This window comes from Paenibacillus pabuli NBRC 13638 (assembly GCF_001514495.1).
Classification (GTDB): domain Bacteria; phylum Bacillota; class Bacilli; order Paenibacillales; family Paenibacillaceae; genus Paenibacillus; species Paenibacillus pabuli.
Genome location: NZ_BCNM01000027.1, coordinates 65,495 through 90,993, shown reverse-complemented (window position 1 = coordinate 90,993; position 25,499 = coordinate 65,495). Strand labels below are relative to the sequence as shown.

27 protein-coding genes and 1 pseudogene are annotated in these 25,499 nt (G+C 45.1%); 7 read left to right on the top strand and 21 right to left on the bottom strand.

Going from position 1 to position 25,499, the window contains the following annotated elements:
- The 3 genes from PPA03S_RS28095 to zwf all read right to left on the bottom strand — a co-directional run.
- A partial coding sequence (locus PPA03S_RS28095) for an NAD(P)-binding domain-containing protein (RefSeq protein ID WP_167666111.1) occupies window positions 1-535 on the bottom strand: 535 nt, incomplete at its 3' end.
- A 57-nt stretch (window positions 536-592) separates the two neighbouring features.
- The gene (gene fsa / locus PPA03S_RS28090) at window positions 593-1,258 is read right to left on the bottom strand and encodes a fructose-6-phosphate aldolase (RefSeq protein WP_024630525.1); all 666 of its coding nucleotides are present in this window, start codon (window positions 1,256-1,258) and stop codon (window positions 593-595) included.
- Window positions 1,259-1,292: 34 nt separating this feature from the next.
- A complete protein-coding gene (gene zwf, locus PPA03S_RS28085) occupies window positions 1,293-2,810 on the bottom strand; it encodes a glucose-6-phosphate dehydrogenase (protein ID WP_062328621.1) in 1,518 nt (505 codons plus the stop codon).
- Between the two features lie 112 nt (window positions 2,811-2,922).
- Between zwf and PPA03S_RS28080 the strand changes: the two genes are divergently transcribed.
- The gene (locus tag PPA03S_RS28080) at window positions 2,923-3,810 is read left to right on the top strand and encodes a LysR family transcriptional regulator (protein WP_062328618.1); all 888 of its coding nucleotides are present in this window, start codon (window positions 2,923-2,925) and stop codon (window positions 3,808-3,810) included.
- A gap of 65 nt (window positions 3,811-3,875) precedes the next feature.
- Here PPA03S_RS28080 and PPA03S_RS28075 read toward each other — a convergent pair whose 3' ends face one another.
- From PPA03S_RS28075 to PPA03S_RS32090, 5 genes and pseudogenes are all read right to left on the bottom strand, one after another.
- Window positions 3,876-4,439 carry a hypothetical protein gene (locus tag PPA03S_RS28075; RefSeq protein WP_245683755.1) on the bottom strand — a complete coding sequence of 188 codons (564 nt, stop codon included), beginning with the start codon at window positions 4,437-4,439 and terminating at the stop codon, window positions 3,876-3,878.
- Window positions 4,440-4,715: 276 nt separating this feature from the next.
- Window positions 4,716-5,300: a cupin domain-containing protein gene (locus tag PPA03S_RS28070; RefSeq protein WP_062328615.1), complete on the bottom strand. Its 585-nt coding sequence runs from the start codon at window positions 5,298-5,300 to the stop codon at window positions 4,716-4,718.
- Window positions 5,301-5,417: 117 nt separating this feature from the next.
- Entirely contained in the window at window positions 5,418-6,371 is a 954-nt protein-coding gene (locus tag PPA03S_RS28065; protein WP_062328641.1) for an aldo/keto reductase, read from the bottom strand.
- A 127-nt stretch (window positions 6,372-6,498) separates the two neighbouring features.
- A complete protein-coding gene (locus PPA03S_RS28060; RefSeq protein ID WP_068964275.1) occupies window positions 6,499-7,299 on the bottom strand; it encodes a helix-turn-helix transcriptional regulator in 801 nt (266 codons plus the stop codon).
- Between the two features lie 97 nt (window positions 7,300-7,396).
- A pseudogene (locus PPA03S_RS32090) lies at window positions 7,397-8,253 on the bottom strand (ankyrin repeat domain-containing protein).
- Between the two features lie 256 nt (window positions 8,254-8,509).
- On the opposite strand from PPA03S_RS32090, the gene PPA03S_RS28045 reads away from it, so the two are divergent.
- Window positions 8,510-9,469, top strand: coding sequence for a serine hydrolase domain-containing protein (locus tag PPA03S_RS28045; RefSeq protein ID WP_245683754.1), 960 nt, complete (start codon window positions 8,510-8,512; stop codon window positions 9,467-9,469).
- A 144-nt stretch (window positions 9,470-9,613) separates the two neighbouring features.
- Here the strand turns inward: PPA03S_RS28045 and PPA03S_RS28040 are convergent, their stop codons facing one another.
- Window positions 9,614-10,639, bottom strand: a complete 1,026-nt coding sequence (locus PPA03S_RS28040) for a serine hydrolase domain-containing protein (RefSeq protein WP_157284394.1) — start codon at window positions 10,637-10,639, stop codon at window positions 9,614-9,616.
- A gap of 238 nt (window positions 10,640-10,877) precedes the next feature.
- Window positions 10,878-11,471 carry a TetR/AcrR family transcriptional regulator gene (locus PPA03S_RS28035; RefSeq protein ID WP_062328600.1) on the bottom strand — a complete coding sequence of 198 codons (594 nt, stop codon included), beginning with the start codon at window positions 11,469-11,471 and terminating at the stop codon, window positions 10,878-10,880.
- Between the two features lie 99 nt (window positions 11,472-11,570).
- Here PPA03S_RS28035 and PPA03S_RS28030 point away from each other — a divergent pair, with 99 nt between their 5' ends.
- The gene (locus PPA03S_RS28030) at window positions 11,571-12,590 is read left to right on the top strand and encodes an alpha/beta fold hydrolase (protein ID WP_062328584.1); all 1,020 of its coding nucleotides are present in this window, start codon (window positions 11,571-11,573) and stop codon (window positions 12,588-12,590) included.
- Window positions 12,591-12,747: 157 nt separating this feature from the next.
- Here PPA03S_RS28030 and PPA03S_RS28025 read toward each other — a convergent pair whose 3' ends face one another.
- Window positions 12,748-13,479, bottom strand: coding sequence for a DUF1361 domain-containing protein (locus PPA03S_RS28025; protein ID WP_062328580.1), 732 nt, complete (start codon window positions 13,477-13,479; stop codon window positions 12,748-12,750).
- Between the two features lie 546 nt (window positions 13,480-14,025).
- On the opposite strand from PPA03S_RS28025, the gene PPA03S_RS32590 reads away from it, so the two are divergent.
- A complete protein-coding gene (locus PPA03S_RS32590) occupies window positions 14,026-14,982 on the top strand; it encodes a hypothetical protein (RefSeq protein ID WP_062328575.1) in 957 nt (318 codons plus the stop codon).
- Window positions 14,983-15,136: 154 nt separating this feature from the next.
- On the opposite strand, the gene PPA03S_RS28010 is transcribed toward PPA03S_RS32590, so the two are convergent.
- Window positions 15,137-16,063 carry a sigma-70 family RNA polymerase sigma factor gene (locus PPA03S_RS28010; protein WP_062328572.1) on the bottom strand — a complete coding sequence of 309 codons (927 nt, stop codon included), beginning with the start codon at window positions 16,061-16,063 and terminating at the stop codon, window positions 15,137-15,139.
- A 37-nt stretch (window positions 16,064-16,100) separates the two neighbouring features.
- Complete coding sequence (locus tag PPA03S_RS28005) at window positions 16,101-16,547, bottom strand: carboxymuconolactone decarboxylase family protein (protein WP_062328569.1); 447 nt, start codon at window positions 16,545-16,547, stop codon at window positions 16,101-16,103.
- Window positions 16,548-16,906: 359 nt separating this feature from the next.
- On the opposite strand from PPA03S_RS28005, the gene PPA03S_RS28000 reads away from it, so the two are divergent.
- The gene (locus PPA03S_RS28000) at window positions 16,907-17,953 is read left to right on the top strand and encodes a Rieske 2Fe-2S domain-containing protein (RefSeq protein WP_062328566.1); all 1,047 of its coding nucleotides are present in this window, start codon (window positions 16,907-16,909) and stop codon (window positions 17,951-17,953) included.
- 136 nt (window positions 17,954-18,089) lie between these two features.
- Here the strand turns inward: PPA03S_RS28000 and PPA03S_RS27995 are convergent, their stop codons facing one another.
- Both PPA03S_RS27995 and PPA03S_RS27990 read right to left on the bottom strand, forming a co-directional pair.
- Window positions 18,090-18,794, bottom strand: coding sequence for a cupin domain-containing protein (locus tag PPA03S_RS27995; RefSeq protein ID WP_062328564.1), 705 nt, complete (start codon window positions 18,792-18,794; stop codon window positions 18,090-18,092).
- A 144-nt stretch (window positions 18,795-18,938) separates the two neighbouring features.
- Entirely contained in the window at window positions 18,939-19,988 is a 1,050-nt protein-coding gene (locus PPA03S_RS27990) for a leucine-rich repeat domain-containing protein (protein WP_062328561.1), read from the bottom strand.
- Window positions 19,989-20,096: 108 nt separating this feature from the next.
- Between PPA03S_RS27990 and PPA03S_RS33615 the strand changes: the two genes are divergently transcribed.
- A complete protein-coding gene (locus tag PPA03S_RS33615) occupies window positions 20,097-20,408 on the top strand; it encodes a hypothetical protein (RefSeq protein WP_176579518.1) in 312 nt (103 codons plus the stop codon).
- 88 nt (window positions 20,409-20,496) lie between these two features.
- Here PPA03S_RS33615 and PPA03S_RS27980 read toward each other — a convergent pair whose 3' ends face one another.
- The 6 genes from PPA03S_RS27980 to PPA03S_RS34450 form a co-directional block, all read right to left on the bottom strand.
- A complete protein-coding gene (locus PPA03S_RS27980; RefSeq protein WP_245683753.1) occupies window positions 20,497-21,108 on the bottom strand; it encodes an SMI1/KNR4 family protein in 612 nt (203 codons plus the stop codon).
- A gap of 93 nt (window positions 21,109-21,201) precedes the next feature.
- Entirely contained in the window at window positions 21,202-22,437 is a 1,236-nt protein-coding gene (locus PPA03S_RS27975) for a hypothetical protein (protein WP_245683752.1), read from the bottom strand.
- Between the two features lie 68 nt (window positions 22,438-22,505).
- Window positions 22,506-23,327: an SMI1/KNR4 family protein gene (locus PPA03S_RS27970; protein WP_217998973.1), complete on the bottom strand. Its 822-nt coding sequence runs from the start codon at window positions 23,325-23,327 to the stop codon at window positions 22,506-22,508.
- A 49-nt stretch (window positions 23,328-23,376) separates the two neighbouring features.
- Window positions 23,377-23,934: a hypothetical protein gene (locus PPA03S_RS27965; protein WP_062328549.1), complete on the bottom strand. Its 558-nt coding sequence runs from the start codon at window positions 23,932-23,934 to the stop codon at window positions 23,377-23,379.
- Between the two features lie 76 nt (window positions 23,935-24,010).
- Complete coding sequence (locus tag PPA03S_RS34455; RefSeq protein ID WP_326100340.1) at window positions 24,011-24,181, bottom strand: hypothetical protein; 171 nt, start codon at window positions 24,179-24,181, stop codon at window positions 24,011-24,013.
- A 50-nt stretch (window positions 24,182-24,231) separates the two neighbouring features.
- Window positions 24,232-24,480: a hypothetical protein gene (locus PPA03S_RS34450; RefSeq protein WP_062328546.1), complete on the bottom strand. Its 249-nt coding sequence runs from the start codon at window positions 24,478-24,480 to the stop codon at window positions 24,232-24,234.
- Window positions 24,481-24,792: 312 nt separating this feature from the next.
- Between PPA03S_RS34450 and catA the strand changes: the two genes are divergently transcribed.
- Window positions 24,793-25,443: a type A chloramphenicol O-acetyltransferase gene (catA, locus tag PPA03S_RS27955; protein ID WP_062328544.1), complete on the top strand. Its 651-nt coding sequence runs from the start codon at window positions 24,793-24,795 to the stop codon at window positions 25,441-25,443.
- Window positions 25,444-25,499 lie beyond the last annotated feature (56 nt).

Sequence of the window (25,499 nt, the reverse complement as noted above, 5' to 3'; positions counted from 1 at the left end):
GGCCGGCACCGTCTGGTCCGATATATGTGCTGCAAGCGTCGTCGCCTACTTTAGCGGAAATAGCTGTCAGAATCGGTTCAACCAGCGCATACGCACTCTCTTGTCCACCTGGCATGATTGCAGGACCTTTCAAAGCGCCCTCTTCTCCGCCGGATACACCTGCACCGATGAAACGGAAGCCTTTCGCTTCCAGCTCTTTGCTGCGGCGTTGGGTATCAGGGAAGTAGGCGTTCCCTCCATCAATGATGATGTCGCCTTCGTCCAAGTGTGGCAGCAGCTGCTCAATGGTAGCGTCCGTTGCTTTACCTGCTTGGACCATGATCAAGATTTTGCGCGGGGATTCCAGAGAAGCCACGAACTCTTCAATCGTGAATGCACCAGTCAGGTTTTTACCTTCGGCTTCTTTCAGAAGATCGTTTGTTTTCTCCGGGGAACGGTTAAATACCGATACCGAGAATCCTTTGCTTTCAATATTAAGGGCAAGGTTTTTACCCATTACTGCAAGTCCAATGACACCGATCTGTTGTTTACTCATTATGTCCTCCCATGCTCTTTATATATAGTAGGTTAATCCGAGATCAACAATTAATTATTACTGAACTGTTTTTTTCCAGTCTGCTGCGAATTTATCCATGCCTTGATCCGTCAGCGGGTGTTTGGAGATTTGTTCAATGACGGAGAATGGAACTGTAGCAATATGTGCTCCAGCCATCGCTACACGAGTAACGTGGTCCGGATGTCTTACGGAAGCGGCAATAATTTGTGCATCCAGGTTATGTGTACGGAACAACTCAGCGACTTTGGCAACCAATTGTACACCATCTTCGGAGATGTCATCGAGACGTCCCAGGAACGGGGATACATATGTTGCACCGGCACGAGCAGCAAGCAGCGCCTGGTTCACGGTGAAGATCAACGTTACGTTGGTTTTCACACCTTTTTTGGTCAGGTAACGGCAAGCTTCCAGTCCTGCAAGTGTCATTGGCAGCTTGATTGTGATGTTTTTGTCGTTGTTATTGATTTTGATTAGTTCGTCTGCTTGAGCAATCATCTCTTCTGCTGTAATCGCATCTGGTGTTACTTCCGCAGATACGGATTCAACTTCAGGTACTTCACGCAAAATTTCTTCAATGCGGTCTTCGAATTTAACGCCTTCTTTGGCTACCAATGACGGGTTTGTTGTTACACCGGACAGGACTCCGATTTTATATGCTTTTTTGATGTCTACCAAGTTTGCTGTATCGATGAAAAATTTCATATTCAATTACCTCCAAAGGATATGTTTTTTGATGTTACAGATTGGCATTAACAGCCAGGGGTACCTCAATTGTTTCTTCAGTCTGTTGATCAGCAGGTTGATCAAACCACCAGTGGTGCCCTTCGGCTGCGAGCATCGCATCCGACTCTGCTGGTCCATAACTTCCCGCCGGGTACAGATGAAGTGGGAGCAAATTCTCCTGGAATGCATCCAGAATCGGTTGTACCCAGGCCCAGGACAGTTCTACTTCATCCCAGTGGGCAAAGAACGTTGGATCACCATGCAATGCGTCATGAATCAGGTTCTCATAGGCCTCAGCCAGATCCTCACGATCCGGTGAGAGATCGATATGAACCGGCTTGAACTCGCCTTTGTTTTGTGGGTCGCTCGCATTAAGCTGCAGCGTCATGCTCTGGTCAGGACTCATTTCAATCACAAGCAGATTCGGTTTGGAACCGTTAACCACGTTGGCCTGACCGGATGGTTCCTTGAATTCGATGACGATACGAGTTGATTTCTCCTTCATTCGTTTGCCTGTGCGGATATAGAAAGGTACACCACGCCAGAAGAAGTCATCAATCTGCAATTTTGCAGCGATGAACGTATCATTCATCGTATTCTCGGCAACACCCGGTTCAGCTGCATAACCGCTAACGGATTTGCCTTGGATGTTTCCCTCAGCATACTGTCCGCGAATGACACTTGCACCCACGTTCTGTTTTTGCAACGGCTCAATGGATTCCATAATGTGCTTTTTCTTCAAGCCGACCTTTTCCGAGGTGCTGTTGTACGGCAGCTGGATGGCCATCATCATCAGCAACTGCAGCATATGATTCTGGAACATGTCTCTCACGGCACCCACATGATCGTAATAGGATGCCCGTTCCTCCACACCAACAGTCTCATTTGCCGTGATTTGCACATTGGAGATGTAACGGTTGTTCCACAACGCCTTCATGATCGGATTGCTTTGATGCAAGGTTTCAAGACGCTGTACCATCGGTTTGCCCAAATAATGGTCAATTCGATAAATTTCTTCTTCTGTGAACGCCTCGCTTAATTTGCGATTCAGATCACGAGCCGATTGCAGATCATGTCCAAATGGCTTCTCGATCACAAGACGTTTCCAGCCCTCAGCAGATCCAAGTCCACTTTCCTGAATGTTCGCTGCAATGGGTTCAAAGAATTCTGGACCCACCGAAAGGTAGAACAGGCGGTTGGACGGAATGCCAAGCTCAGCCTCTCTTTGTTCAACCAAACTTAACAGCTCTATATAATCTTCCTTATGGCCTATATTCAATACACTGTAGCGGAAAGCCTGCACAAATGACTTCACAACTTCAGGATCAGCCGGGCGTCTGGAAAATTCATTTAATGATTTTTCCACTTGTGCCTGAAAGAATTCATCAGACCACTCTCTGCGCCCCAAGCCAATCAGCGAGAAGGATTCCGGAAGTTTCTGCTCAATGTATAAATTATATAAGGCAGGATATATTTTTCTTTTGGCTAAATCGCCAGTCGCACCAAATAAAATTATGGTCGTTGGTTCCATCTCACTATTCTCCTTCCAAGTAACTCTGGTTTCTTTGCTGTAGTTACACTATAATACGTTTCATAGCCATACAAGTAATTAATATATTTCACAGGAGCTATAGACGATATCTATGACAACAAATTATGAATTATATAAGGTATTCTATTGGGCTGCCAAAACGGGCAGTTTGACCCAAGCCGCCAAAGCGTTATATATCACTCAACCAAGCGTCAGCCACGCCATCAAACAGCTGGAGGAAAGCTTTGGCCTTACGTTGTTTTATCGGAATTCCAAGGGAGTTGCGCTAACTCAGGAAGGCGTCAGTCTGTATTCCTATATTGAACAATCCCAGATTCTGATCTCGCTTGCGGAGGAGAAAATGGCCGCACTGAAGAGTTTGGACAACGGAGAACTCAGAATTGGCGGCAGTGATTCGCTGTTCAAGCATTACATGCTGTCCTACCTGGAAGAATTCCATGTGCTCTACCCTAACATCAAGCTGCATCTCAGTCATGGGACAACACCGGAGGTCATTACGTTCCTGAAAGAAGGTAAAATTGACCTAGGTGTTGTACGGATGCCCATTGTTGATCCTCAACTGGAAGTTAGGGAAAGTATCCAGCTCAAGGACTGCTTCGTCGCGGGTGAACGTTATGCCCAACTGAAGGATAAAGTCATGACACTAGAGATGCTGCTGGAACACCAACTGATTCTTTTCTCCAGAAACAGCCGGGTTCGGATGGCGATTACCGAGCTGTTCAACAGCTATGGTTATACACTCAAACCTGAGATTGAGGTCGGAAGCGTAGATTTGTTAATTGAGTTTGCAAGACGTGGATTGGGTATTTCTTACGTAACCCGCGAATTTATTTCCAAAGAGCTGGAGGAAGGGTCGCTCTTCGAAATCCAGTTGGATGTCCCCCTCCCTCCTTCCCATGTGGGAATAATGACGAAGCGGAATATGCCAATATCGCTGGCAGCCAACCGGTTTATGGATCTCATTTTCAAAGCGGATTAAGATTCGTTGGTCAAAACAAATAAGTGCTCCGTCATCCCAAATAGGGATGATGAAGCACTATTAATTCACCTAAATTCGAGTTCGCATAATCGTTTCTCAATTCTCCCGGGGATTATAGTAAACAGCTCGTCCCAGGTTATAAACATATCAGGCTCCAGCAAATACTCCTCAAACCTCATGGATGGGACAAATGCCTTGGTTTGCAGGAAACTCCGCACGCTGGCATCAATCTGTTCATTGGTCTCGAAATAACCTTTGAACATTTCGTTCACGAGCAAGCCATCACAACCCGCATTGGCGCCTGCTGCACTGTACAAATCTGGCAACAGTTCAAATACGACAGGCAGCGGTGAGAAGGCGTGTTTCCCTGGCTGCGAGTATAGACACACATGACGCCCAGCCAGATTGACCCGATCTTTCAGCAATCCACGAAGTACTTTACCATGAAAGCTGGCTTCACAGTCAACCACTTCACCGTCATGGCCCACATAGATCCATACATGCTCCATCTCATACAAATGGCCAATCTCATAGTCCCACCAGATCGCATATTCAATCACATATTGGACTGCCTCGGCTGGAAAATGAATCTCTCTCCTGAATGACGGGGAGGGTCCGGAACGATCCAATACCGAAACACCTACAAAATCCGGGTAAAGGGTTCATTTTGATCAAACATCAATACCGGGGCATAACTCAGCGCGATTTCAAGCTTTTCCTGATCGGTTCTTGTCATCATTGATTCCTCCACGTTGTTTGAGTATGATCTATACGGTGAGAATGAAATGTTATATTTAGTTTAACAGAGAATTTCGAACGTGTTAATTGGACTAAGTTAGGCCCGCAACCGGAGAATCATACTGGTTGCGGGCCTGAATGGGTTCATTTGAAAAGTGAATGTGATGTTATCCTTGTGAGCCTTTGGATGATTTGGAGGCTTTGATTGCCTGATCTGAAACGGAATCCACACACCCAATTGGTGGTCCCAGAATGGCGTCATTCTTGATGGAGGCGACTGCCCTGGCGTACGCCTCCTCATCAATGCAGTATGCCCGATGTGCAACTTCGGGTGGTGTTGCAGCCAGGAAATCCGCCCCGAGTACAATGTCTGGTGTCGGTTGGTCAAATATCGTTAACAGGTGCACATCGTCTGTCTCCGCTACAAACCAATGGAACCATCCTTGAGGGAAAATCGACACCTGACCAGGCTTCAAGTGATAACTGATCCGCTCGCGCTTGAACGGATCGAAGACGGAGGTGGTAATCTCACCACTGATCAGAACAATCATTTCGGTCACATTGGTGTGCCAGTGAGGCTGAACAATAATGCCTTTGCTCATGTATACATTGAAAAATCCATTCTTGATCGTAGGCAGCTGCTCCCCAAACAACTGGGTAACATAATTTCGCGAGTCACGCTGATAATATACAACCGCTGTGGAATCGGCCGCCAGTTGAACATTCGGGGATTGCAGAATCGGATTAATCATACCGCTGTTTCCTCCTTATGGGCATACATCTCATTGTAGTACTGTATGCCTTATGCGGCAGAGATAACACCGAGGACAACGTTTCCGTTGCATTTATTTACAGCGATTAAGTTAATATCAGGCAATCCCCGGATATCTTCCTCCCGCAGCAACTCCCTTGGGAGATATCCGTTCAATCTCTGCCAATTCATCATCGGTAATCGTGACCTGCAAGGCACCCAGATTCTCATGAACTCTCTCCAAACTACGGGTACCCGGGATGGGAACGATATGTTCCCCCTTACCAAGTAACCAAGCGAGTGCGAGCTGAGAGGCCGTACATCCTTTTTGCTTGGCCAAGTCCTGGATCAGATGCACCACCTCCAGATTTTTCTCGAAATTCTCACCCTGGAAACGTGGGTAATGACGACGATAATCATCAGCGGTAAGATCGTCTATCGATTGGATCTGGCCGGTCAGGAAGCCGCGTCCCAATGGACTGTAGGGTACAAGGCCAATATTCAACTCTTCCAGCACGGGCAATATCTCATCTTCAAGCTCACGACTCCACAAGGAATATTCGGTTTGGAGAGCTGTGATGGGATGAACAGCATTCGCGCGACGAATGGTCTCAGCCGAAGCTTCAGACAAACCGATATAACGGATCTTCCCCTGCTGTACCAAATCAGCAAGTGTCCCCACGGTTTCCTCAATTGGTGTATGAGGATCAGGGCGATGCTGATAATAGAGATCTATATAATCCATGCCCAGGTTATACAGACTGGCATCCACTGATTTTTTGATATACGCCGGATCTCCCTTGGGGCCTTGGGTATGTGTTATACCGAACTTGGTTGCTACTATCGCATCGGATCTTCGCCCTTGAAGCGCACGACCAAGCAATTTTTCGTTACCTCCGAACTGCTGCTTTTCATATTCACCATACAGATCCGCTGTATCAAACAACGTTACTCCTGCATCAAGCGCCCCCTGGATGGTGTGCACCGATTCTTCGTTGTCTGGCATCATCATCACGCCCAGCCCAAGCCCGGATACCTGCAAATTATCGCTTCCCAACGTTCTTGTCTTGATCATGTGGTTCCCTCTTTTCGTTAATAAAATTGAAAATATTGAACATATATTCATTCTATTTCACGACTGGAAACCCAACCACAGTCTGTTTATGCTAGTACTAGAATTACCATCCTGATCGTTATGTTCACACTACAACCGGTATGTACACACAGCAATGAATGCCTGACTGTTCGTTAAGGTTACTCATAGAAAAGATATCATAGGCATGGGCTATCCCATCCATCCGATCCGTTGTTTCGAGAAAGATCCGGCTCACTGTTTTTTGTTTAATTTGGTGTAAGTTCCATATATTTCGAAAATCCGTACTGTCTTCTTTCAACTGCTGAACGATTCTAGAAAATTCAGGTTCACCCGGATACTTGTCATAGTACGTACGAAAAACGGCTACCGAATGCCGTGCAAATTCATCCCAATTATGCATACGTTCCCGGACTGTTGCATCCAGAAATAACATACGCATCATGACACGGTCGTTCACGTTCATCGAGGCAAAATCGAAGAGCTTTTCATTCGCTGCCTCATTCCATGCAAGTACTTCAGACCTTTCATTCGTAATAAAAGAAGGGTATGCAAGTTGACCAATGATGCTCTGCCACCCTGGTTCGAGATGTGAATACGAAGCCGGAAACTCATACTCTGTATTGGGATCCCATAAACGAAATAGATGGTCCTTCTCCTCCTCACTTAACCGGAGCGCACCAGCTATACTGTCCATCACCTCACGAGAGGCTTTAAGCTCTCTCCCCTGCTCAAGCCACGTATAGTAAGTTGCACTGACACCAGCAAGCACAGCAACTTCCTCACGTCTTAATCCTGGCGTTCTGCGACTTCCATACGTCCCCGTAATTCCGACTTGCTCTGGCCGAATGCGGCTCCTCCGTGATTTTAAAAATTCACCCAGTGTTTTATTTCGGCTGCTAGTCATATACACCATCCTTATATGTGAAAATGGACCGATTCAACGTTGACTCTATCCAAAAATGATAGTCCATTTGTGCCTTTGGTATTCTGAAACACTCCGATTAATTCAGGAGACTTTCCAAATGTACTTCAGGCTTCGCCAGAAAATCTTCGAACGTAGCGATCATTCCATGCTCCTGATGTTCAATGTCTGCATAGCCGATCATTTTTTTACTCGGATTCCAGACAATCAGCATATGAGAGTACTGATCAATATCAGAGGATATGCGAAGCAGTTTCTGTCTTCCCATCTTCATTTCTACCGTATCCGTCAGATGGAAGAATTCGATGTACCCCACGCCAGACGGATTGTCCTGAAGTTCAATTCGGCGCGAACCTTCCGTTAGGAAATGAATCAAAGCATCAGGCAGCTTGTACGATTTGAGCGCATGCAATTTGTTGCTCAGATTGTGAAAGTCTTACGGCTCATGAGATTTCAAATATGCCGCCATTTCTGCGTTCTTCTGACTGATTGCAATGGTATACGCTCGCTCCCCATCCTCCTCTTGAATGGTTACATCCGCTCCGCGTTCCACCAAATAACGAACCATCTTCAGGTTGTCGTTGCGAGCTAGGCACTTGATTTGACTTTGTTTAATCCGTCCAATTTTGCTCCCTTCTGATGCAAATATCGGATGGCTTCTTCCCCGCCATATCTGGCCGCTTTGAGGATCGCTGGATTATTCTTTACATTCAGGTTTACTCCATGCTCCACCAGAAGCTTGACCACTGCCTGTTGATTGGTAATAAGAACAAGGTCCAGTGGCGTCAAAGCTATGTATTTACTGAGCGAAATCTCTTTTTCGAGATCCATACCCTGTTTAATGAATTCCTCTACCGCGGCAGTGTCTCCCATGTAAATCGCCATAGCATGATCGGGCAACGTTTCAAATTCACCTTGATTTCCAATTTTGAACAAAGAGCTCACCTCCTAATATTTAAAGAAATTCACTTCTTACCTTAGCACTTTTTTCTTGCTCAACGTACATCCCGAAATATATCTCCAATCCATATAACTGATTTGCAGTGTTTTTAAAGAGCTTTATGTGATATTCGCATAAAGATTTACATCGGTTGAGTACAGTCTAGCTCGTATGCTAAGATAATGAGCATCTATTTGCAACCATTACACGCATAGAAAGGACACTATGAATCCTTCAACTATACCATCCATCATGCATCACATCATCCCGCCGCTGGATCTGCGAAGCTGTCTTGTCAGCGTACGTGGAGAGACCATATACGAGCACTTCCGCAACGAAGAGGCTGCGACCCATATTGCCAAAATCAATTCCTGTACCAAGAGTGTGCTGTCCGCACTCATCTGTATAGCGATGGATCAAGGGATGCTGCCAGATGCATCAACGCCAATCTCCACCTTTTTCCCACAATTGAAGTCCGATCCTGACCCACGCAAAGCGGAGATTACATTGGAGCAGTTACTAACCATGACAGCCGGATTTAACTGGGACGAGTTTGGTGGTCAAAATTCATTCCCTCGCATGACGCGTACAGATCATTGGGTGAATTTCGCATTGGAGCAACATTTAAGTCATTCGCCGGGTACTCATATGGAATACAATTCGGGGGTGTCACAGATCTTGTCTGCCATCCTCATGCAGAGTACAGATATGTCGGTAGCTGAGTTCGCGGAACGTTATCTATTTGGCCCGTTGGGAATCCATCAGTATGAATGGGAGGTTGACCCCCAGGGTATACATACCGGAGGATTTGGCTTAAAAATGCTGCCCGGGGACTTGCTCAAGTTTGGTCAATTGTTTTTGCAGAAAGGCATGTGGAACGATCAGTCGCTTATATCAAGTGATCTTGTGATCCGCTCTACTCAACCTGCGATCAAAGTTACTCCACCCAATCATGGCAGCTATGCTTGGCATTGGTGGGTCGATGTCTATTCAGAGGAAACCACTGCCTTATCTGATGCTTCCATTTCATCGGAGCAGAACCAACCTTCACTAGGCTATTACTACGCCCGTGGGTTTGGCGGTCAATTTGTATATATTGTACCTGCTCTGGAGCTCGTTACAGTGCTCACCAATGACAAGCGAAAGAAGGAAAAACCTCCGCTGGATGTTTTCCCAAAACGAATTGCACCTCAACTGGTGAAACTCTTATAATCAGATTCGACTGATTTTTGGATATCACAAATAACCCCTTAGCTTACCGGGCACTTCACCGGTAACTACGGGGTTATTCAATCATTTTTTCAGATCATTCCATAATCAAATCAACTTGGACTTCATACTTTTATGAGAATTAGATCATCTCACCAATGCCTCTTCCACAGCAAGGGTTATTGGATAAGGACCCGATTCTTTGTTGCAGAGGACAACAACTTGCACGTTATGATTCGGATATACGGAAGACATGAACGATACCCCAGGATCGAAACCCATCACATGCAATTTGAATACGTCCTCCCCTCTCCGATCAATCCAGATCCCCTGCCCATAATAGGTACCACCATCCTCATTCACATATGACGTGATTAACCTTCCCGTTGTTTCTTCGCTCAACAGTTCATAACTTAATAACGCATTCCAGAAACGAATCATATCCGGTGCTGTCATATAAGCTCCACCATCAGCCCCACCCTTGATAGGAATGGAAAAAATATTGCTTGTCCATGAGCCGTCTTCATGATCCATATATCCGATCGCAGTATTACGCGGAAGCCGATCTGTCATGAAATAACCCGAATTCGACATGCCGCACCTTTTGAAAATAAACTCCTCCACATAATCCGTAAACGACCGTCCCGTGTGCTCTTCAACAATAAGGCCCAATACGATAAATGCCGCATTATTATAGTGAAACCGCTCACCCGGAGCCGACTTCATGGGCTGATGCTGAAACATCGGTAGAAAATCATTCAATTGCCGCATCGAATAAACGGGACGCTCCTTCCACAATTCAGCGAAATCCTCCATCACTTCTTCATCAAAATAATCCGGGATGCCTGAAGTATGTGTTAACAGCTGATGGATTGTAACTTCTTGATCCCATAGAGGAAACTTAATGCTCAAGACATCTGCCAACCTGGAATCATACGACAGTTTACCTTGTTCAATCAGTTGGCCTATACTCACTGCCGTAAAGATCTTGCACCCAGATGCAATGCCGAATCGTGTATCTGGCTGATTCAACCGTTCATCACTTCGATTGGCATATCCGCGAGCCGTACTGAATAGCGTATGCCCGTTTTGTTTTATCAAAACTGCGCCTGAAAAATCAGCCTTCTCCATCACTTCTTCTATTTTGCGTGTCAGATCTGTTATGCTCATCATTCTATTATTCACCTGACTTCTTTTGATTTGACTTCTATGCTCCGGCTGTAACGATACGGTGTTATATATGAGATCGACAATGGGAAGAGGAATGAAATCACCTACAGACTTTTCTATGTAATAGCTATGTTCCTCATAATTTAATTCTTGAACATAGCCTGTATACCTTCATATTTCCACAAATAAAAAGGGGGTTTCCTTATCTCATAAAGGAAGTCCCCTTTTAAGTTACTTCAAATTATGCCTGACAAAGCATGCTTAAATGTTGTTCAATCACGTTTTCCACCTTTTGAACGGTTAGCCTTTCGGGTTGCATCAACATATGAATGGCAAGTCCATCAACCAAGGCATACAACCTTTCGGTTTCGATCTCAGCATCCATCCCCTTACGTGGCATGCCCTGTTTCTGCAACTCCTGAATTACAAACTGGGCAGCCCGAAACATGCCTTGATGCATCTGATCACTTAACTTTTGCAGTTCGGGATAAACCAGCACTTTAGCCGAAAAAGAGAACCAAACCTCCATTTCCATTTTCCTGTCTTCATCTAAAGGAAGAAATTGTAATAACAGCTGTTTCATATTTGGCAATACAGAATCAGTCATCTGTAAAGCCTCTACTCTTTGTTGAACTCTTCCAGCGAAAAGGTTCATGCAAAAGGCAAAGAGCTCCGCCTGTGTGGAAAAATAATGCCTCATGGAACCTACGGATAAACCCGCTTCCTTTGCTATATTTCTTACGGTAGCATGATCCAGTCCGTTATTCCGTATGACACGAATGGCCGCGTCAGCAACGATTATTCTTTGTTTTTCATGATCTACGATTTTTGGCATAGTTTCATTATACACCAAGCTTCACTTTTAATAATACATCGTGCTATAATAATTTTATAATACATTGTATTAAAAAAGACGAAGAAAGAGGAATTAACGATGAGGCACACAAACATTCCAAGCAAGCAACGTAAAAAAGGGACCGTATTCAAACTCATGCTTACACTGTTCATAACCCTGTTATTAGTTATCAGTGCAGGGTTCCTCTATGAATGGTATGCCTCTAATCACAGCCGCGCGAAATATCCCCCTCCCGGAAGATTAGTTGAAACCGGTGCCTACAAGCTTCATATTCATCAACAGGGTGTCGGTACCCCAACCATCATTATGGAGGCGGGCAGTGGCGAGACGAGTCTGTCCTGGAGAGACATTCCAGTTGAACTGGCCAAACATGCAACCGTGGTAACTTATGATCGCGCAGGATATGCGTGGAGCGAGTCCGCACCAACAGAACGCACAGGTGCTAACATCGTTAAGGAGCTGCATGACGCTCTGGAGAAAGAAGGTATCCGTGGACCGTATATTATGGTTGGTCATTCTCTGGGTGGAATGTATGCGAGGTTGTTTGCACAGACCTATCCAAGTGAGATTCAGGGGCTTGTCCTGATTGATGCGAGACCTGAGGAGGATGAAAAGAATACGAAAGACCTGCTGGAACAAGCCAAGTTTCAAGGTAACCCGCCTGCTTCCTTATTATCCTTACTGAAGTTGTCCGGAAGCTTCAGGCTGTTTCCAAACTTTATGCTTGAAGGGCTTGTTGCCAAGCAGGATCGAGATGCATTTATTAATGTCATCGCAACACCATCCTTTTTTCATGCCAGGGAAGAAGAAGCTGCTCTCGCCTATTCCACAGAAGATGCCATCCGGGGGCAAAAGCTCGGAACGATCCCTGTACGAATCATTGCACGCGGACTTCCTCAGAATTATGCCCAGGCAGGAATTCCAGCTGAAGTAGGAGAGCAACTGGAATCCATCTGGCAATCGGGACAGCGCCACATGTTGAACATATCAGAGGATAGCCAGCTTGTCATTGCCACAAAAAGCGGTCATATGATCATTCATGATGAACCCGAGCTGGTTGTCCAGACCATTCTGAGTTTAGTTCCAAAACTGAAATAATTCATAATCTTGTCCAGAACCCTAGTTTGAAACCGAGTTTGACAAATCAAAAAGGGGCTTCCCATCATATTCATGACGTTCGGACAGCCCCTTCCACTTTCATATTTACATATCACAGTTTAGAAAGAACATGATTGTTCAAATGCTAAACACTCCATTACCGCAAGCCTTGCAAATCAGCCTCTGAACTTCCGGCCTCTGTCTTCCTGTATTGTCGAGATCTCGTATTCATTACATAGTACAGTGTTGCGTAGACCGTAAGAATAAATACGCCAAAGAACATACAGAAGGCAAGTGATGGTCGACTTACACTCTCATGCATTAGTTCAATCAGCGTCTCTCGATTGGTTAATGCATCCCAACTGTTGAGCCGATATACACGTCCCAGCAGGACACCGTAACTTCCAAGAGCACAACCTCCAAGCACGAAGATCCATGAAGCCCATCGTCCCAAGTGATCATGGATCACTTCCTGAAGCTGATACATCGACAGGAATCCGAGCAGCAAGCCTGTCCAGACGAACATCAAAACTACGATCAAGTCATACCAGTACGTGTAATCCACACCATGTCCACCGCCGTAATAGCGGGAACTGCGTGCCGTCAGATGAATCAGGTCCGTTACAATATAGGAAGAGTTCGGAAAGAACAGCAACCATAACAGTCCGCTTGCAACAGCAAGCCATGCTGCACCTTTCCATTTCACATGACTGAAGCCATAGGCGATATAAGAGAAAACAAAAGGAATCCAGCCCAAAAACAGATTCCAGATGAGGAAGCGAAAATACCGCTGATCCAGCCAATCCGCAGCCACGTAATACAAACCCAGGGTCACCATCGTGACCACACTAAGGAAAATAAATATTTTGATATAATTCAGTTTTCTCAATGAAATTTACCTCACTTGTTTCCATAAGATACATTCAGTTCCGAAAATATCGGATGATCTCTTCCTTGTTCTTTTCGACACGAAGATTGCTCATAACCATAACCCATTACATAAATTTACTGTTATACACCATACAAGGATCATACCATTTCCCAAAGGAGAATCAAATTCACAATGAATCCAAACTCAATGCAAACTTAATACAACCTCAAAACCGAATGCAGCCTGCAATGAACACCAACCCTGGCCTCACCCCTCAGATGAACCATGGCGGACATGAAATATATGATGTGCATGAAATTCTGGAAGGGGCCATCAACGTACTGGATCAATATATGTTGTTCCGGACATTTGTTCAAGATAATGAATTTTTGGGGATCCTTGTTCTTCGATGAATATACACTTGATTAAATTACCAGTAACTGATTTAATCAAGTGAAAACGATACAGTGCAACCTGCGAACCTCACGTCTAATGCCATAATGCGATCATAAGAATATAAGTATAATTGGAGACCAGTTATTGTGTATCAAGGGAGGTACTTAAATGCGCTTGAATTCATCTATTAAACTCGGTTTTTTGGCCGTCACACTAAGCATTACGGCAATCGGTGCAGCATGGACAACACCCCAAATCGCTGTGGCTGCGCCTGTTCCAGCTTCCAAAGCGGTATATCACCAATTTCAGATGTACTGGAAAAATGCAATCCATTCCACGTCCAGCCTGGTTCAGGCACGTAAATATCTATTGAATCATATCGATGAAGTTGGACCATGGCAGGCCACCTTGATGACCCTTCAACTGGAAAATTTGCAGAAGGTCAAACTGGCTGACTTGGATCAAAAAATGTATACAGAGCTGTTTCAACATGTTCTTTCCGAAGCCCATTCCAAGATCGGTTATGAACAACAGCTCACATACAGCCGCCTTCTCAAAGAGATCAAAGATCCGGCGGTTCGCAAGCTTTTGCAGGAAGCATCTGATCTAGGGTTCAAAGTGGAAACCAGTGAAGGTCTGTACTATCCCATCATCAATTATGAAATGTACAAAAAGTTTCAGCCCTACGTGAAACCTGACATTGTTGCTTACATTGATATTATGGCTGCGGAATCCAACCAGCCTACGACTTCAGACGCGGCTTTGATCATAACCTGGAATGAACTCATCCATCGCACATTGGAAAAGGAAGCTTTCCTGAACAACTTCCCAAGCTCCAATCGTACGTCAGCAGTCCAGAATTCACTGTACGTCAGTTACCTTTTTTACGGAAGTGATAACTCTCCGGCCTATGACTGGTACACAGAAGAAGAAATCCGTACCATCGATCCAGAAGTAAAAAGAGCATACGAAAAGGCTGTCGCTATGAGGGAACCTAATACTAAGAGTGTACTTCTCGACACGGTGGAGAAGATTTTGCATCTCCTTGATGAGAGCAATGACGAACTTACCCCGGAAATCAAAGAAATTATAGAACAAGTGGAGAAACAATTTGCCAATGAGTAATGAAGACAAACCATGAAAAACGGTTCAGGGATATTTTATGGGCCGCGATTAAAATCACGACAAGCGATAAGCCAAAAAAGCGGCACCCCTTTTTACAGGAGTGTCGCTTTTGCTGATTTCCTTACCTTTTATTCCATCTCCGTCCCAAACGGTACTATGTCGATATCGATGTAAGTTTGTCTGGATTCATAACGAGATATATTCCCTCAATCCGCTCTCCAAGAGGATCCAACTCCAGACACAGCACTTCGGACAACTGGCCGTTTTCCAATAACGCAAGGTGAAGCTCTCCATTGATAACTGTGGGCATCCACTCTCGTTCTCGCAATCGGGTCAACACCCGACGAGAAGTCATTAGAGCGAGCACACCTTTGTGAACTCTCATCGTTCGCATAACCGTATGCACACGCCCACCGCCATCTGCGGTAAACACAGGCTGTTCAGCCAGCAGTTCCAGCATGGCAGAAACATCATAACTCAGAAAAGCGGTTGTAAAGCGGGCGAGTAATTCTTCTTTTGCAGCATAATTAGCAGGGTGATGTTCCATGGCTGGAAGGCGATCCGGCAGCTTGCGTCTGGCTCGGCTAAAGATCTGACGACAATTGCTCTCCGATTTGCCTAACCAATCCGCGATTTTGTTATACTCATACTGGAATGCTTCACGCAAGACAAAAACAGCACGTTCTATCGGAGAAAGCTGCTCCAGCATAACCAGATAAGCGTAGGAAATCATCTCCTTCTGCTGCACGGTTTCCTCCGGAATATTGGCTGATCCACCGTTACTCATCGGCTCTGGAAGCCATTCCCCAACGTAACTTTCCCTTTGATTGCGGGCAGAATTCAGCAGATTCAGACTGCGGTTTACGACCAGTTTCGCAATGTAGGCCTTGAGATTACGGATATCATGAAGGGGCTTGCTCTGCAGCTCTGCAAAACAATCCTGCACTATATCCTCAGCCTCTACAACACTTCCAAGCATGCGATAAGCTATGGAAAAGGCATAGGACTTGTAGCGAATGTACAGTTCACCAATCTCCAGAGAAGACCCTTCTGGCTCATTGGTGAATGAATTGGATTTCATGAAAATGGCCTCCTCTGGCAGATGGTTATTGTTTCATTTAGTTAAAGCAACCAGGGTACATCCCTGTTGTAATCGCAATCCGGTTCCAGTTATTAATGGTGTTAATCGCCAGAATCAGATCCACCAGCTCGGCATCACTGAAATGTTCTTTCACTTTTTCAAACAATTCCTGTGGCACGCCTTGATCCGAAATACGAGTTACGGCTTCAGCCAGCTCCAGCATAACACGTTCTTTTTCTGTAAACAAAGGCACCTCACGCCAAACACTCAGCAGCAAAATGTGATCTGCATAATCACCTATCTTCATCAGATCCTTGGCATGCATATCGAGACAAAACGCGCAGCCATTGATTTGTGAGACACGTATTTTTAGCAGCTCATATAACACTTTATCTTCAAACTGACCCGAAACATGCTGCTCCATGGCCATCATCGCTTTGAAAGCTCCCGGATTGGCCGCTCTATAATTCACTCTTAAATTCATTTCATTCGCCTCCGTATTTTGGTCTACAACCTGAAGACAAATCAAGGCCCACATCTGTGACACTTTTCTTCAAAAAAATATCCTGTTCCATTGAAATCAGCACGAGCTCCACAAGGTCAAAAGGAAATAGCATGAATGAAACGTAGTCCGATCATTGAATTCCTCACATAGAAAGTTATGTATAAACCGATTATTCCGTATTCCATGTTAGGTGTCTGCTCTTTCGTTTGTCATTTCAAACAAAAAATGATTACACATATTGATATACCTAACAAAAGAGTAGTAACATACGACTACAAAGTAAACTTTTCTGACATTTAAAAATGAATGATTCATTATCCTAGCAAGGAGTGACTTCCATGATAACTTCCAATTCCAATCCTCAACTTACATCCGAACTGCCCCGTGGCTGCACATTCTCTGCTGAAGACTGGCATGTATTATCTCAATATTGGTATCCGATCGCCCAGGCAAGCGAAGTGACAGATAAACCGCTTGCAGCTCAATTGCTTGATGTCCGATTGGTTCTGTATCGCAGCAACGACAAGGTTGTGGTCGCCAAGGATCTTTGTTTTCACCGCGGGGCCCCTCTAAGTAAAGGATGGGTTGAAAATGGGGAAATCGTTTGTCCTTATCATGGTTTCCGTTATAACTGTGAGGGTAAATGTACCGCCGTTCCTGCTCACCCCAGCTCCAAAATCTCTCCCAAACTGAAACTTATTGTATATCCAGCAGTCGAACGTTATGGTCTGATCTGGACTTCACTCGCCGGAACAGATGAGCAGATTCCTTCATTCCCTGGTTGGGATGATCCGGATTATATTAATATCTTACCTCCGAACTTTGATATTGCAGGTTCTGCCGGACGACAAATGGAAGGATTTCTGGATGTATCCCATTTTGCCTATGTGCATACCGAGACGTTTGGTGATCGAAATAATACAGAGGTACCGCAGTACAAAGTAAAACGCGAAGGCAATGAACTGCTTGCCGAGTATTGGAGTTCCGTTAGCAACTATGGCAAGGGTCAGGATAACGTGGCGCCGGAAGGATTTCAATGGCTGCGCGAATTCCGGGTATTTCCGCCCTTTGCCGCATCACTTACGGTTCATTTCCCGGGAAACGACAAACTGAACATTCTAAATTGTGCCTCCCCCATCTCTGCACGTTATACGCGTTTGTTCTGTCCCATTACCCGCAACTTTGACAAGGATGCTCCGATCGAAGATACAATCAAGTTTAACTTGCAGGTATTTGAAGAAGATCGCGAGATGGTGGAATCACAGAAACCGGAGGATTTGCCGCTGGATCTGCATGCAGAAGCACATATTCCCGCAGACCGTACCTCCATTGCTTATCGTCAGTTATTGACCGAACTTGGGTTGGGACGAAACTACACATCCTAAATCCAAAAACAAATAAAAAAGAAGCAGAAACGTTCCCATGAACGATCTGCTTCTTTGCGGTGGTTGCACATTCTCACTCATGACGACATACCGGATCGATCGGACCGATCCCACTCCGAAGTCTTAAAGCTGCCACTTAGCCTTGAGTATTTTTGTTCACAGGAGGTTCCGTATAATACGGGCAGCCTGGTTCGTGAATAATCCTAGGATCTACCCATGTTCCCCAATATGGAAGGCGATTTACATATGGCTGTGCGTTAGGCTGGCTATTTGGGTGCGGCATGTTTGTGGTCGGGGAAACTTGAGTTACACAGTCTGCCGGTGGCCCCACTATCACTGTTTTTTGAATGGGAGCGAGCGCTTCCTTCACCTTGTTCTCATCCAGACAATACGTATGGGCAAGAACACTCGCAGGTGTCAGACGTAAAATATCTGAACCAAATATGGCTTCAGGGATTGGGGCATCAAAGATAGCCAGCAGGTGGGTCTGATCTACCGTTGCCATCTCATAGTGCCACCAGCCTTGCGGGACATTGGCTACTTGGCCTGGGGTAATCGTAAAGTTTAACAATTCATTGGTAAACGGGTTAATGAGGGAAACCACGGCTGAACCACTGATGCAATACACTAGCTCGGATGCATTCTGATGGATATGAGGTTCAACTACATTGCCGGTATTCAAGAAAATATCCAGAAGGGAATTATTCCCCAACGTATTTAATTGTTTAATGGATAGGTAGTTAATATAGTTTTGTTCATCTTTTTTGAATAAAGGATTCTGGTTCAAGTCAAATGTAAATTGGGTGGTGGGTAAGGTATAGTCCATATAGGAAGTTGCCAAAATAAACGCCTGCCCTTCGCTCTCGGTTTAGGTGATAACCTATACGCCAGCTTATGCTCTGGGCATCTATGCGTGAGCCCATTTCTGATGAAGGTCCATTCAAACCAAAACCATGACAACAGAAATCCTGAGCAGTTTTTTTCGCTATTCATTTTCATTTTCCGCCAAAAAATCTTTCCAACCGATGCCCATTGATGTAGGAGTCAGGTCCACATGCTGCAACCAAGTCATCCGCGAAACAACTTCAGGACTCTCTTCGATTAAGCTATTCGTCACTCTCAAATAACGCAAATTCTTCAGTTTTTCCAACGCAGATGGCAGCTCACGTATCCCGGAATACCCAATATTTAAACTAACCAATTCAGTTAGTTCACCGATCTCCGCAGGAATGGAATCTAAACTGAGTTCTGACTTAGGTTTTGGTTTCCATCCCGGAACCGGATGGTGGGAGCTTCCACAATAAATCGTAAGTCGTTGTAACTGTTTTAAATGGCTAATCTCCTTCGGAATGCTCTCCAGATCCGCCGTCATAATCTCCAGTTCTTCCAAGGTTGTCAGTTCAAATAAAGCCCGAGGAAGCTTACATACATCCTGTTCAAAAATTTCAATTCTCTTCACATGCTTTAATTCCCGAATCCGTTCCGGAATTTCGGTCAAATGATATGAACTGATCTGGAGAACATCGGTTTGATGCCTGATCGCATCGTCCAGATAACGTTCAAACTCACGATGCCTGTCCAGCCTGAAAAACAAGCCAGGTATTCGATCCATCAGCTCGCTAGCCTCTTCTTGGGTTATGTGCATTCCATATATATTCTCATGTGCAACGTTAAAGAAATAATCACTTCCATCCGGCTTCAAAAAACAAAGATCATCCGGCAACGATGGATATAGCCAGTCATGAAAACGAGCTGCTTCTTCCTTGAGAATCTGCCCTGAATCCGGTGTACAGCGATATATGTAATATGTTCCGTCTGAATACATGGCACCACTTTGCATCATCATTTCTTCCATCGTACAGCTTTCAATAAGATAAGGCTGGAGTCTTCGCAATACTTTTGAAACCCCTGGAGGCACCTCTTCATTTGATTGTCCTCTGTCAACCAGTAAAAAACGCTCGGTCTTCTCTATCAATTCGTCAATGAATTGTTCGTAGGCAGAGCCTCTTGGATCCGTATGGAAAGCTACCGTCAACACTCATTCCTCCTCAGCACCTGTTTGGTTATGTTGAATTCTTTGTATCATCTCTGTACGTCCCGGCATAGGCTGGTATCATCAATCGAGTCATTGGAGGCATGCAGCATGGCATACGGACCTGGTTCTGTATCATCCCCGCAATCAGCGGGCTATCCTTACCCCTATTATCCACCGCCACCTTATCCTTACCCTTATCCATATCCATACCCGCCCATCGTTCCGTTTCCACTACCATTTCCAATCGGTGGTCCTTGGTGGCACGGCGGTTATCCGGGTGGCGGCTACCCAGGCGGGCCACACGGTCATTACCCTGGAGGAGGCTATCCGGGCGGACATCATGGCGGAGGGCCTGGAGGACCCGGGGGTCATGGTGGAACTGGTGGAGATTTCCACGGTCACCGTTTCTTTCATTGGTAAAAAGCGCAATGCAGGAGCTGCTGCTGGCAGCTCCTGTCCTTGTTCAACATTCTTTTAAACACTTCATGATGCCCCTATTTCGTAAAGCTCAATACTCAATCTCATCCATGATCCTTAGATTTCGAGTGGACACTTTCAGCAATTCCGTAAACGTCTCTGTCACATAATAAACAAAATCCGGATCATGCACATACATAATAATCTGTCCGTAAGTCCCCTGTTCTGCCGGATCAAAATCAAGCATCAAATACAGGGAACCCCCGGCCATCGTTGCAAAAGGAATCCATTCTTTATGAAATAAATACGGTTTGATTTCCGGGTCCAGCTTACGAATCTCTTCCTCGGAATAGTATTCATCCAGCTTCTCGTCTACTTCACAAAAGTATTGTTTGGTTTCACGTATTTCCTCCAGTGACATCAGATAAAACGGGGTACACTCTTCTTTTTCCGCATCCCCTGGATACAAGATATGAAATGCATAACCACTTCCATCCTTACGCTGATAGAAGGCCCGGAAATCTTCCGGCAGCCGGACACCATATTCCGTTTCAAATGCGGTTAGGTATTGCTCAGAAGCTCCCTCCCGATGCTGGTATTCCTCGTATAACTGCCGAATTTCGTCATCTTGGATTTTTTCGTTCAGGAGCTCATTCAGCGTGTCGAACAAGTCGTTCCATCTTGCGGTGTTCTCATGTGTCACGAAGCTTCATCTCCTTCTTCACTCAGCTCTGCCGGTTCCCGCACATATTCATGCTAATTTTTCGGTTTAATCCGTCATTCTGTACGTCGGACATTACCAGCGCACAGGTTCTTCTCCGCGCCATAACACATAACGCTCCAACTCACGGAGGGTTCCTGTGCCAATGCCATACTCATCCATCTTTCCGGAATGCAGATCAAGGATGTGCAGCATGCCTCCAAACGTACCCACAGCAAGCTTGGATTGGTCAGGGGAAACGATAAGGGAATAGATGGTGCTGCCTACAAAGTGTCTCCATACTTCCTGCCCGTCACCATTCACACAATATAAATATCCGTATGCATCCCCCAGCACCATCCCTGAATTTATTTCCACTGCAGCATAGACACGGGCATTCTCATCCATTACAGGCCAATCCTCGTTACGCTCATTACCATCCACCGTTTCCAGCTTCACCTGAATTGTAGCACCGTTATAAAAGTGACATGCATTAAACCATACGTTCATGCTGTCCGCAGTAAATACGGCGTGATGAGGGTAGCTGGATTCGGGATAAAGTGAATACGTCTTACTCCGCTCACGATCCAGGAGCATGTGATTGCTCACCTGGCTGCCATAGGCAATCCAGCGACCGTCACGTGAGACTGCTGCATGACCCATATCAATCTGCGTATCTTCCAACTCGTACTCTTCAATCTCTGCAAGATCCGGGTGGAGCAGGGAGACCTGATCTTCCTCTACCAGGTAAATTCCGTAATTGGAGAAAATGAGAACGGATTTGCCTTCATTGAATGGAATGAGTCCTTCAAGTGTGCGTTCGGGGTGCTCACAATCAGCAAGGGATTCGATGCGCGGCATAGCCTGCTGAATACGGGATTGAATATCTTCCCAACGATACACAGCGAGCTCTTGCCCTTCCAGAAGGCGATCAGGTTGTCTGATCACCCGAATAGTTTCAGGTCCGGCAAGTGCATAGTCTGTACCATCCGGTGAACAGCCTGCGAAGGTATACTGCGAGAAAGACAGCCATCCATGTCCATCAGCCGTGTACACACAGCCCTTCTCTGTATAGGCCCCGGGCGAAAATACAAAGGTGTTCTCATTCAGATAACCAACCACGCGTATAGCCTGCATGTAGGATTGAAAATGTTCATTCAATGGCCATGTTGCAGCAGGCAATTCCAGCCGGAGCCGTTCCAAATCTCCTTGAAGATTGGCTTGCTTCACCATCTCCCACACTTCTGTGCTGATCTGAGCTCTGGCATCCTCCGCAAGTTCCGTTTCATCCAGCTGCTCTCCCGCCATGCCTCTGCGCACAAAGGCATTCACATCCCTTGCATATCGTTTGCCTTCGTTGCGCCATAATTCCGCAATATCTTCCTTTATCCAGCTAATGATTATCCCTCTCCTCCGCCACTATTCAGAGCATTACAATGATGGGCCAGCAAAAATAGATTAATCTCGTGATCCATCGCCCCTTCGCCTCCATCCATTTCTTCATAGAAGAGTGCGATTTCTCGCCCGTTCGCATAATTAAAACGTACATATCCGCCCATGGAAACCATAAACAGCTTACACATATATTCATTTTCCAGCACGGCATCCCACTTGAATCTCGCTTTACACAAATCAGCCAGTTCTTTCATGAAGCCTTCACGCGTGGTGTTAGCCAAGTGGTAAAATGTGTGGTTTCGCAGTTCATTCCAGGGTTCAAAATAGGCTGGGGTCAGCGGTTTATCCTGATGGTAATAGGCGCAATAGATCCGATTCAGCGTCTCTGCAAAGTCAGCTTCAGGACATGTCCACAGAATGATATTCTCATCATGGCGTGGAAGCCATAATAACCCCTCAACGTCTGGATGTACCGCCAGGAAATCGCCATCTACTGAACTGCCGAGACTGATACACTCCTGAAGCTGATCCTGAGTAACCGGTGTATCCTCCGTGTGCATCCAAAAATCGTATTCAGCAAAAGGTTTCAATACTTCCTGATCCGGCCGCTGCACATTCATCCAACCTGTGTAAGTTCCTTCCCCATATTGTTCCAGCCATTTCCGATAAGACGAAGGCAGCGAAATGGAGTACTGTTCTTCAAAATGATCCAGTTCCTCAGCGGGTACGGGTTTAAACGCACGGGTTACAATATACATTTCACGACATCTCCCTACGATCTGTTCGATCAGTTCGTTCAATTCATTCCGTTCATAAAGATCGTTCACTCCATATCAGGACGTGATGATTCATTCAATCCTTCGGCAAATCAATCAGCTATGCCAGTTCTTCCTGCACAATTTCGGTCACTACACCCTTGCGGTTTACAATGCTAATGGCAAAGGCATCATAGCCGTCACGTTTCACTTGCTGAAAATCCATGCTCTCTCCCGTAATCAATTCGTAGTTTCCGTCTTCATCCACATCTTCCCCAAACTCTTCATCCCACGGCACGTTGTAATAAGCAGATAGCTGTACTTCAAATATATCTTCTCCTTCAACGTCCAAATAGGGCCGCAGCGGCCTGTCGTTCAGGTCTTCCTCCGGATAGATCTCGCATAACATGGCGTCATAACCGTGTTTGGCTGCATCGATCAGCAAGTAACGTTCTCCGGTTACGGTGTGCTCCGCATATACGATGAGCGGTGTCGAATCATGCCAGGTTATCAGATCATCTTCGGTTAAGTCACCATAATAAAAAATATGGAACTGGTCATGGCCCTCCCTCGTTTGCAGCTTACCTCTCCACTCGACTTCATGAGCCTGCCCATCCGAAATCTTCTGAACCAAACCCTCCAGATATGCAGGTCCTTTATGTACACCAACCAAATTCATGATTTCGCCTCCGCTTTATTCATTCGAATAGTTACCATTTTATGCTCTTCATCGACGTCCAGCTTCACATCCATGTTTAACTTATCATGGAATAACGCCGTACGTTGATATAAGGATCACGAGCAGCTTCATTGCCCCCATTGGTGGAACGGCTCATCCCCTGATGAATAATGGATTGCACCAGCTGCCCATCCCCTTTTCCCGTATTATTGTAGGTATAGATCTTCTGTTTGTCTTTATCATACAAATTTAAAACGGTGGTAAAGTCATTGGCATTTTCATATTGCCTCTCGGTCTTTACTGGATATGATTCATGTCCACCCTATAGTATAACTGACGATGGTCTCCTTCTTTATCCATGGCGGCAAAACTGTTAATAAGCGGCCAGGCATCATAGGATTTTCCGTTAACATCTACAGCTAGAGCATAGTCAGATAATACCTTCTCTTTTTGAAATACACCATACGTCTGTAAAATGAAATAGGCTGGAATGAGCAGAACGCTTATAATCCCTGCAAAAATAATAAACTTGGCACGTAATTTCATTATCTTCCCCCTCAAGCCTTACCTTCCCCATTATACTATCTAAAAATTATATGAAACTCTTATGCTTTTCACAAGAAACCTAGGAAGACTGCGGCTTTTCTTAATGCTTAGGGTAGGATGATAGTGTATACTCTAAGTCAGAGATTAATTGGTCATGAGTATTTCAATGGGAAACAAAAGACAAGAACCCGATTCGATGTGGTGTTAGTCATCAAAATAAATGCTTAGGATTGTGATAAGGATATGGTTAAATCAGTGAAATACACCTCCTAAAATGAAGAATTCAATATCATTTTTAGGAGGTTATCATTAATGATTTTTAATCGAATTGACGTAGAGAACTGGAGTAGAAAACCCTATTACGAACATTATATAAACCATGTTAGATGCACCTATAGTATGACGGCTAATATTGACATTACCCGGTTGCAAGCAGAACTTAAGAATAAGGGGATTAAACTTTATCCAGCCCTAATCCACATGATCACAACGGTAGTGAACCGTCACAGGGAGTATCGCACCAGTCTGGATTCCGAGGGCAGATTAGGTTACTGGGACAAAATGTCGCCTAGCTTTACCATTTTCCATGATGATGATAAGACTTTTTCAAGTATGTGGACGTTGTACAGTGAAGATTTTAATGATTTCTACAGTCGATATCTTGATGATATGGATAAGTACGGAAATATTAAACAGTTTGTTGTAAAACCAAATGAGCCACCAAATACCTTCCCCATTTCTAGTATTCCGTGGGTCAATTTCACCAGCTTCAATCTGAACATCTATAACGAAGGAACCTATCTACTACCCATCTTTACAATGGGGAAATATATTCATTCTGACAAGAAGATACTCCTTCCACTATCTGTTCAATTCCATCATGCCGTTTGCGACGGTTACCATGCCGGCCTGCTGTATAATGAGATACAATCCCTCGCAGATCTTTATACGAAATGGCTGTGAATCAATATTAGTTTAATATAACAGCGTCAGCCCAGGACATTATTCTCTAGTCCATG

Excerpts from the sequence above, each read along its gene's own strand:
- PPA03S_RS28030 (WP_062328584.1), top strand. The coding sequence starts at position 11,571 with ATGAGGCACACAAACATTCCAAGCAAGCAACGTAAAAAAGGGACCGTA.
- PPA03S_RS28080 (WP_062328618.1), top strand. The coding sequence starts at position 2,923 with ATGACAACAAATTATGAATTATATAAGGTATTCTATTGGGCTGCCAAA.
- PPA03S_RS27965 (WP_062328549.1), bottom strand. The coding sequence starts at position 23,934 with ATGAATTTGGTTGGTGTACATAAAGGACCTGCATATCTGGAGGGTTTG.
- PPA03S_RS34450 (WP_062328546.1), bottom strand. The coding sequence starts at position 24,480 with ATGAAATTACGTGCCAAGTTTATTATTTTTGCAGGGATTATAAGCGTT.
- PPA03S_RS28000 (WP_062328566.1), top strand. The coding sequence starts at position 16,907 with ATGATAACTTCCAATTCCAATCCTCAACTTACATCCGAACTGCCCCGT.
- zwf (WP_062328621.1), bottom strand. The coding sequence starts at position 2,810 with ATGGAACCAACGACCATAATTTTATTTGGTGCGACTGGCGATTTAGCC.
- PPA03S_RS28035 (WP_062328600.1), bottom strand. The coding sequence starts at position 11,471 with ATGCCAAAAATCGTAGATCATGAAAAACAAAGAATAATCGTTGCTGAC.
- PPA03S_RS28060 (WP_068964275.1), bottom strand. The coding sequence starts at position 7,299 with ATGACTAGCAGCCGAAATAAAACACTGGGTGAATTTTTAAAATCACGG.
- PPA03S_RS28010 (WP_062328572.1), bottom strand. The coding sequence starts at position 16,063 with ATGAAATCCAATTCATTCACCAATGAGCCAGAAGGGTCTTCTCTGGAG.
- PPA03S_RS33615 (WP_176579518.1), top strand. The coding sequence starts at position 20,097 with ATGGCATACGGACCTGGTTCTGTATCATCCCCGCAATCAGCGGGCTAT.
- fsa (WP_024630525.1), bottom strand. The coding sequence starts at position 1,258 with ATGAAATTTTTCATCGATACAGCAAACTTGGTAGACATCAAAAAAGCA.
- PPA03S_RS28040 (WP_157284394.1), bottom strand. The coding sequence starts at position 10,639 with ATGATGAGCATAACAGATCTGACACGCAAAATAGAAGAAGTGATGGAG.
- PPA03S_RS28070 (WP_062328615.1), bottom strand. The coding sequence starts at position 5,300 with ATGATTAATCCGATTCTGCAATCCCCGAATGTTCAACTGGCGGCCGAT.
- catA (WP_062328544.1), top strand. The coding sequence starts at position 24,793 with ATGATTTTTAATCGAATTGACGTAGAGAACTGGAGTAGAAAACCCTAT.
- PPA03S_RS28005 (WP_062328569.1), bottom strand. The coding sequence starts at position 16,547 with ATGAATTTAAGAGTGAATTATAGAGCGGCCAATCCGGGAGCTTTCAAA.
- PPA03S_RS32590 (WP_062328575.1), top strand. The coding sequence starts at position 14,026 with ATGCGCTTGAATTCATCTATTAAACTCGGTTTTTTGGCCGTCACACTA.
- PPA03S_RS28045 (WP_245683754.1), top strand. The coding sequence starts at position 8,510 with ATGCATCACATCATCCCGCCGCTGGATCTGCGAAGCTGTCTTGTCAGC.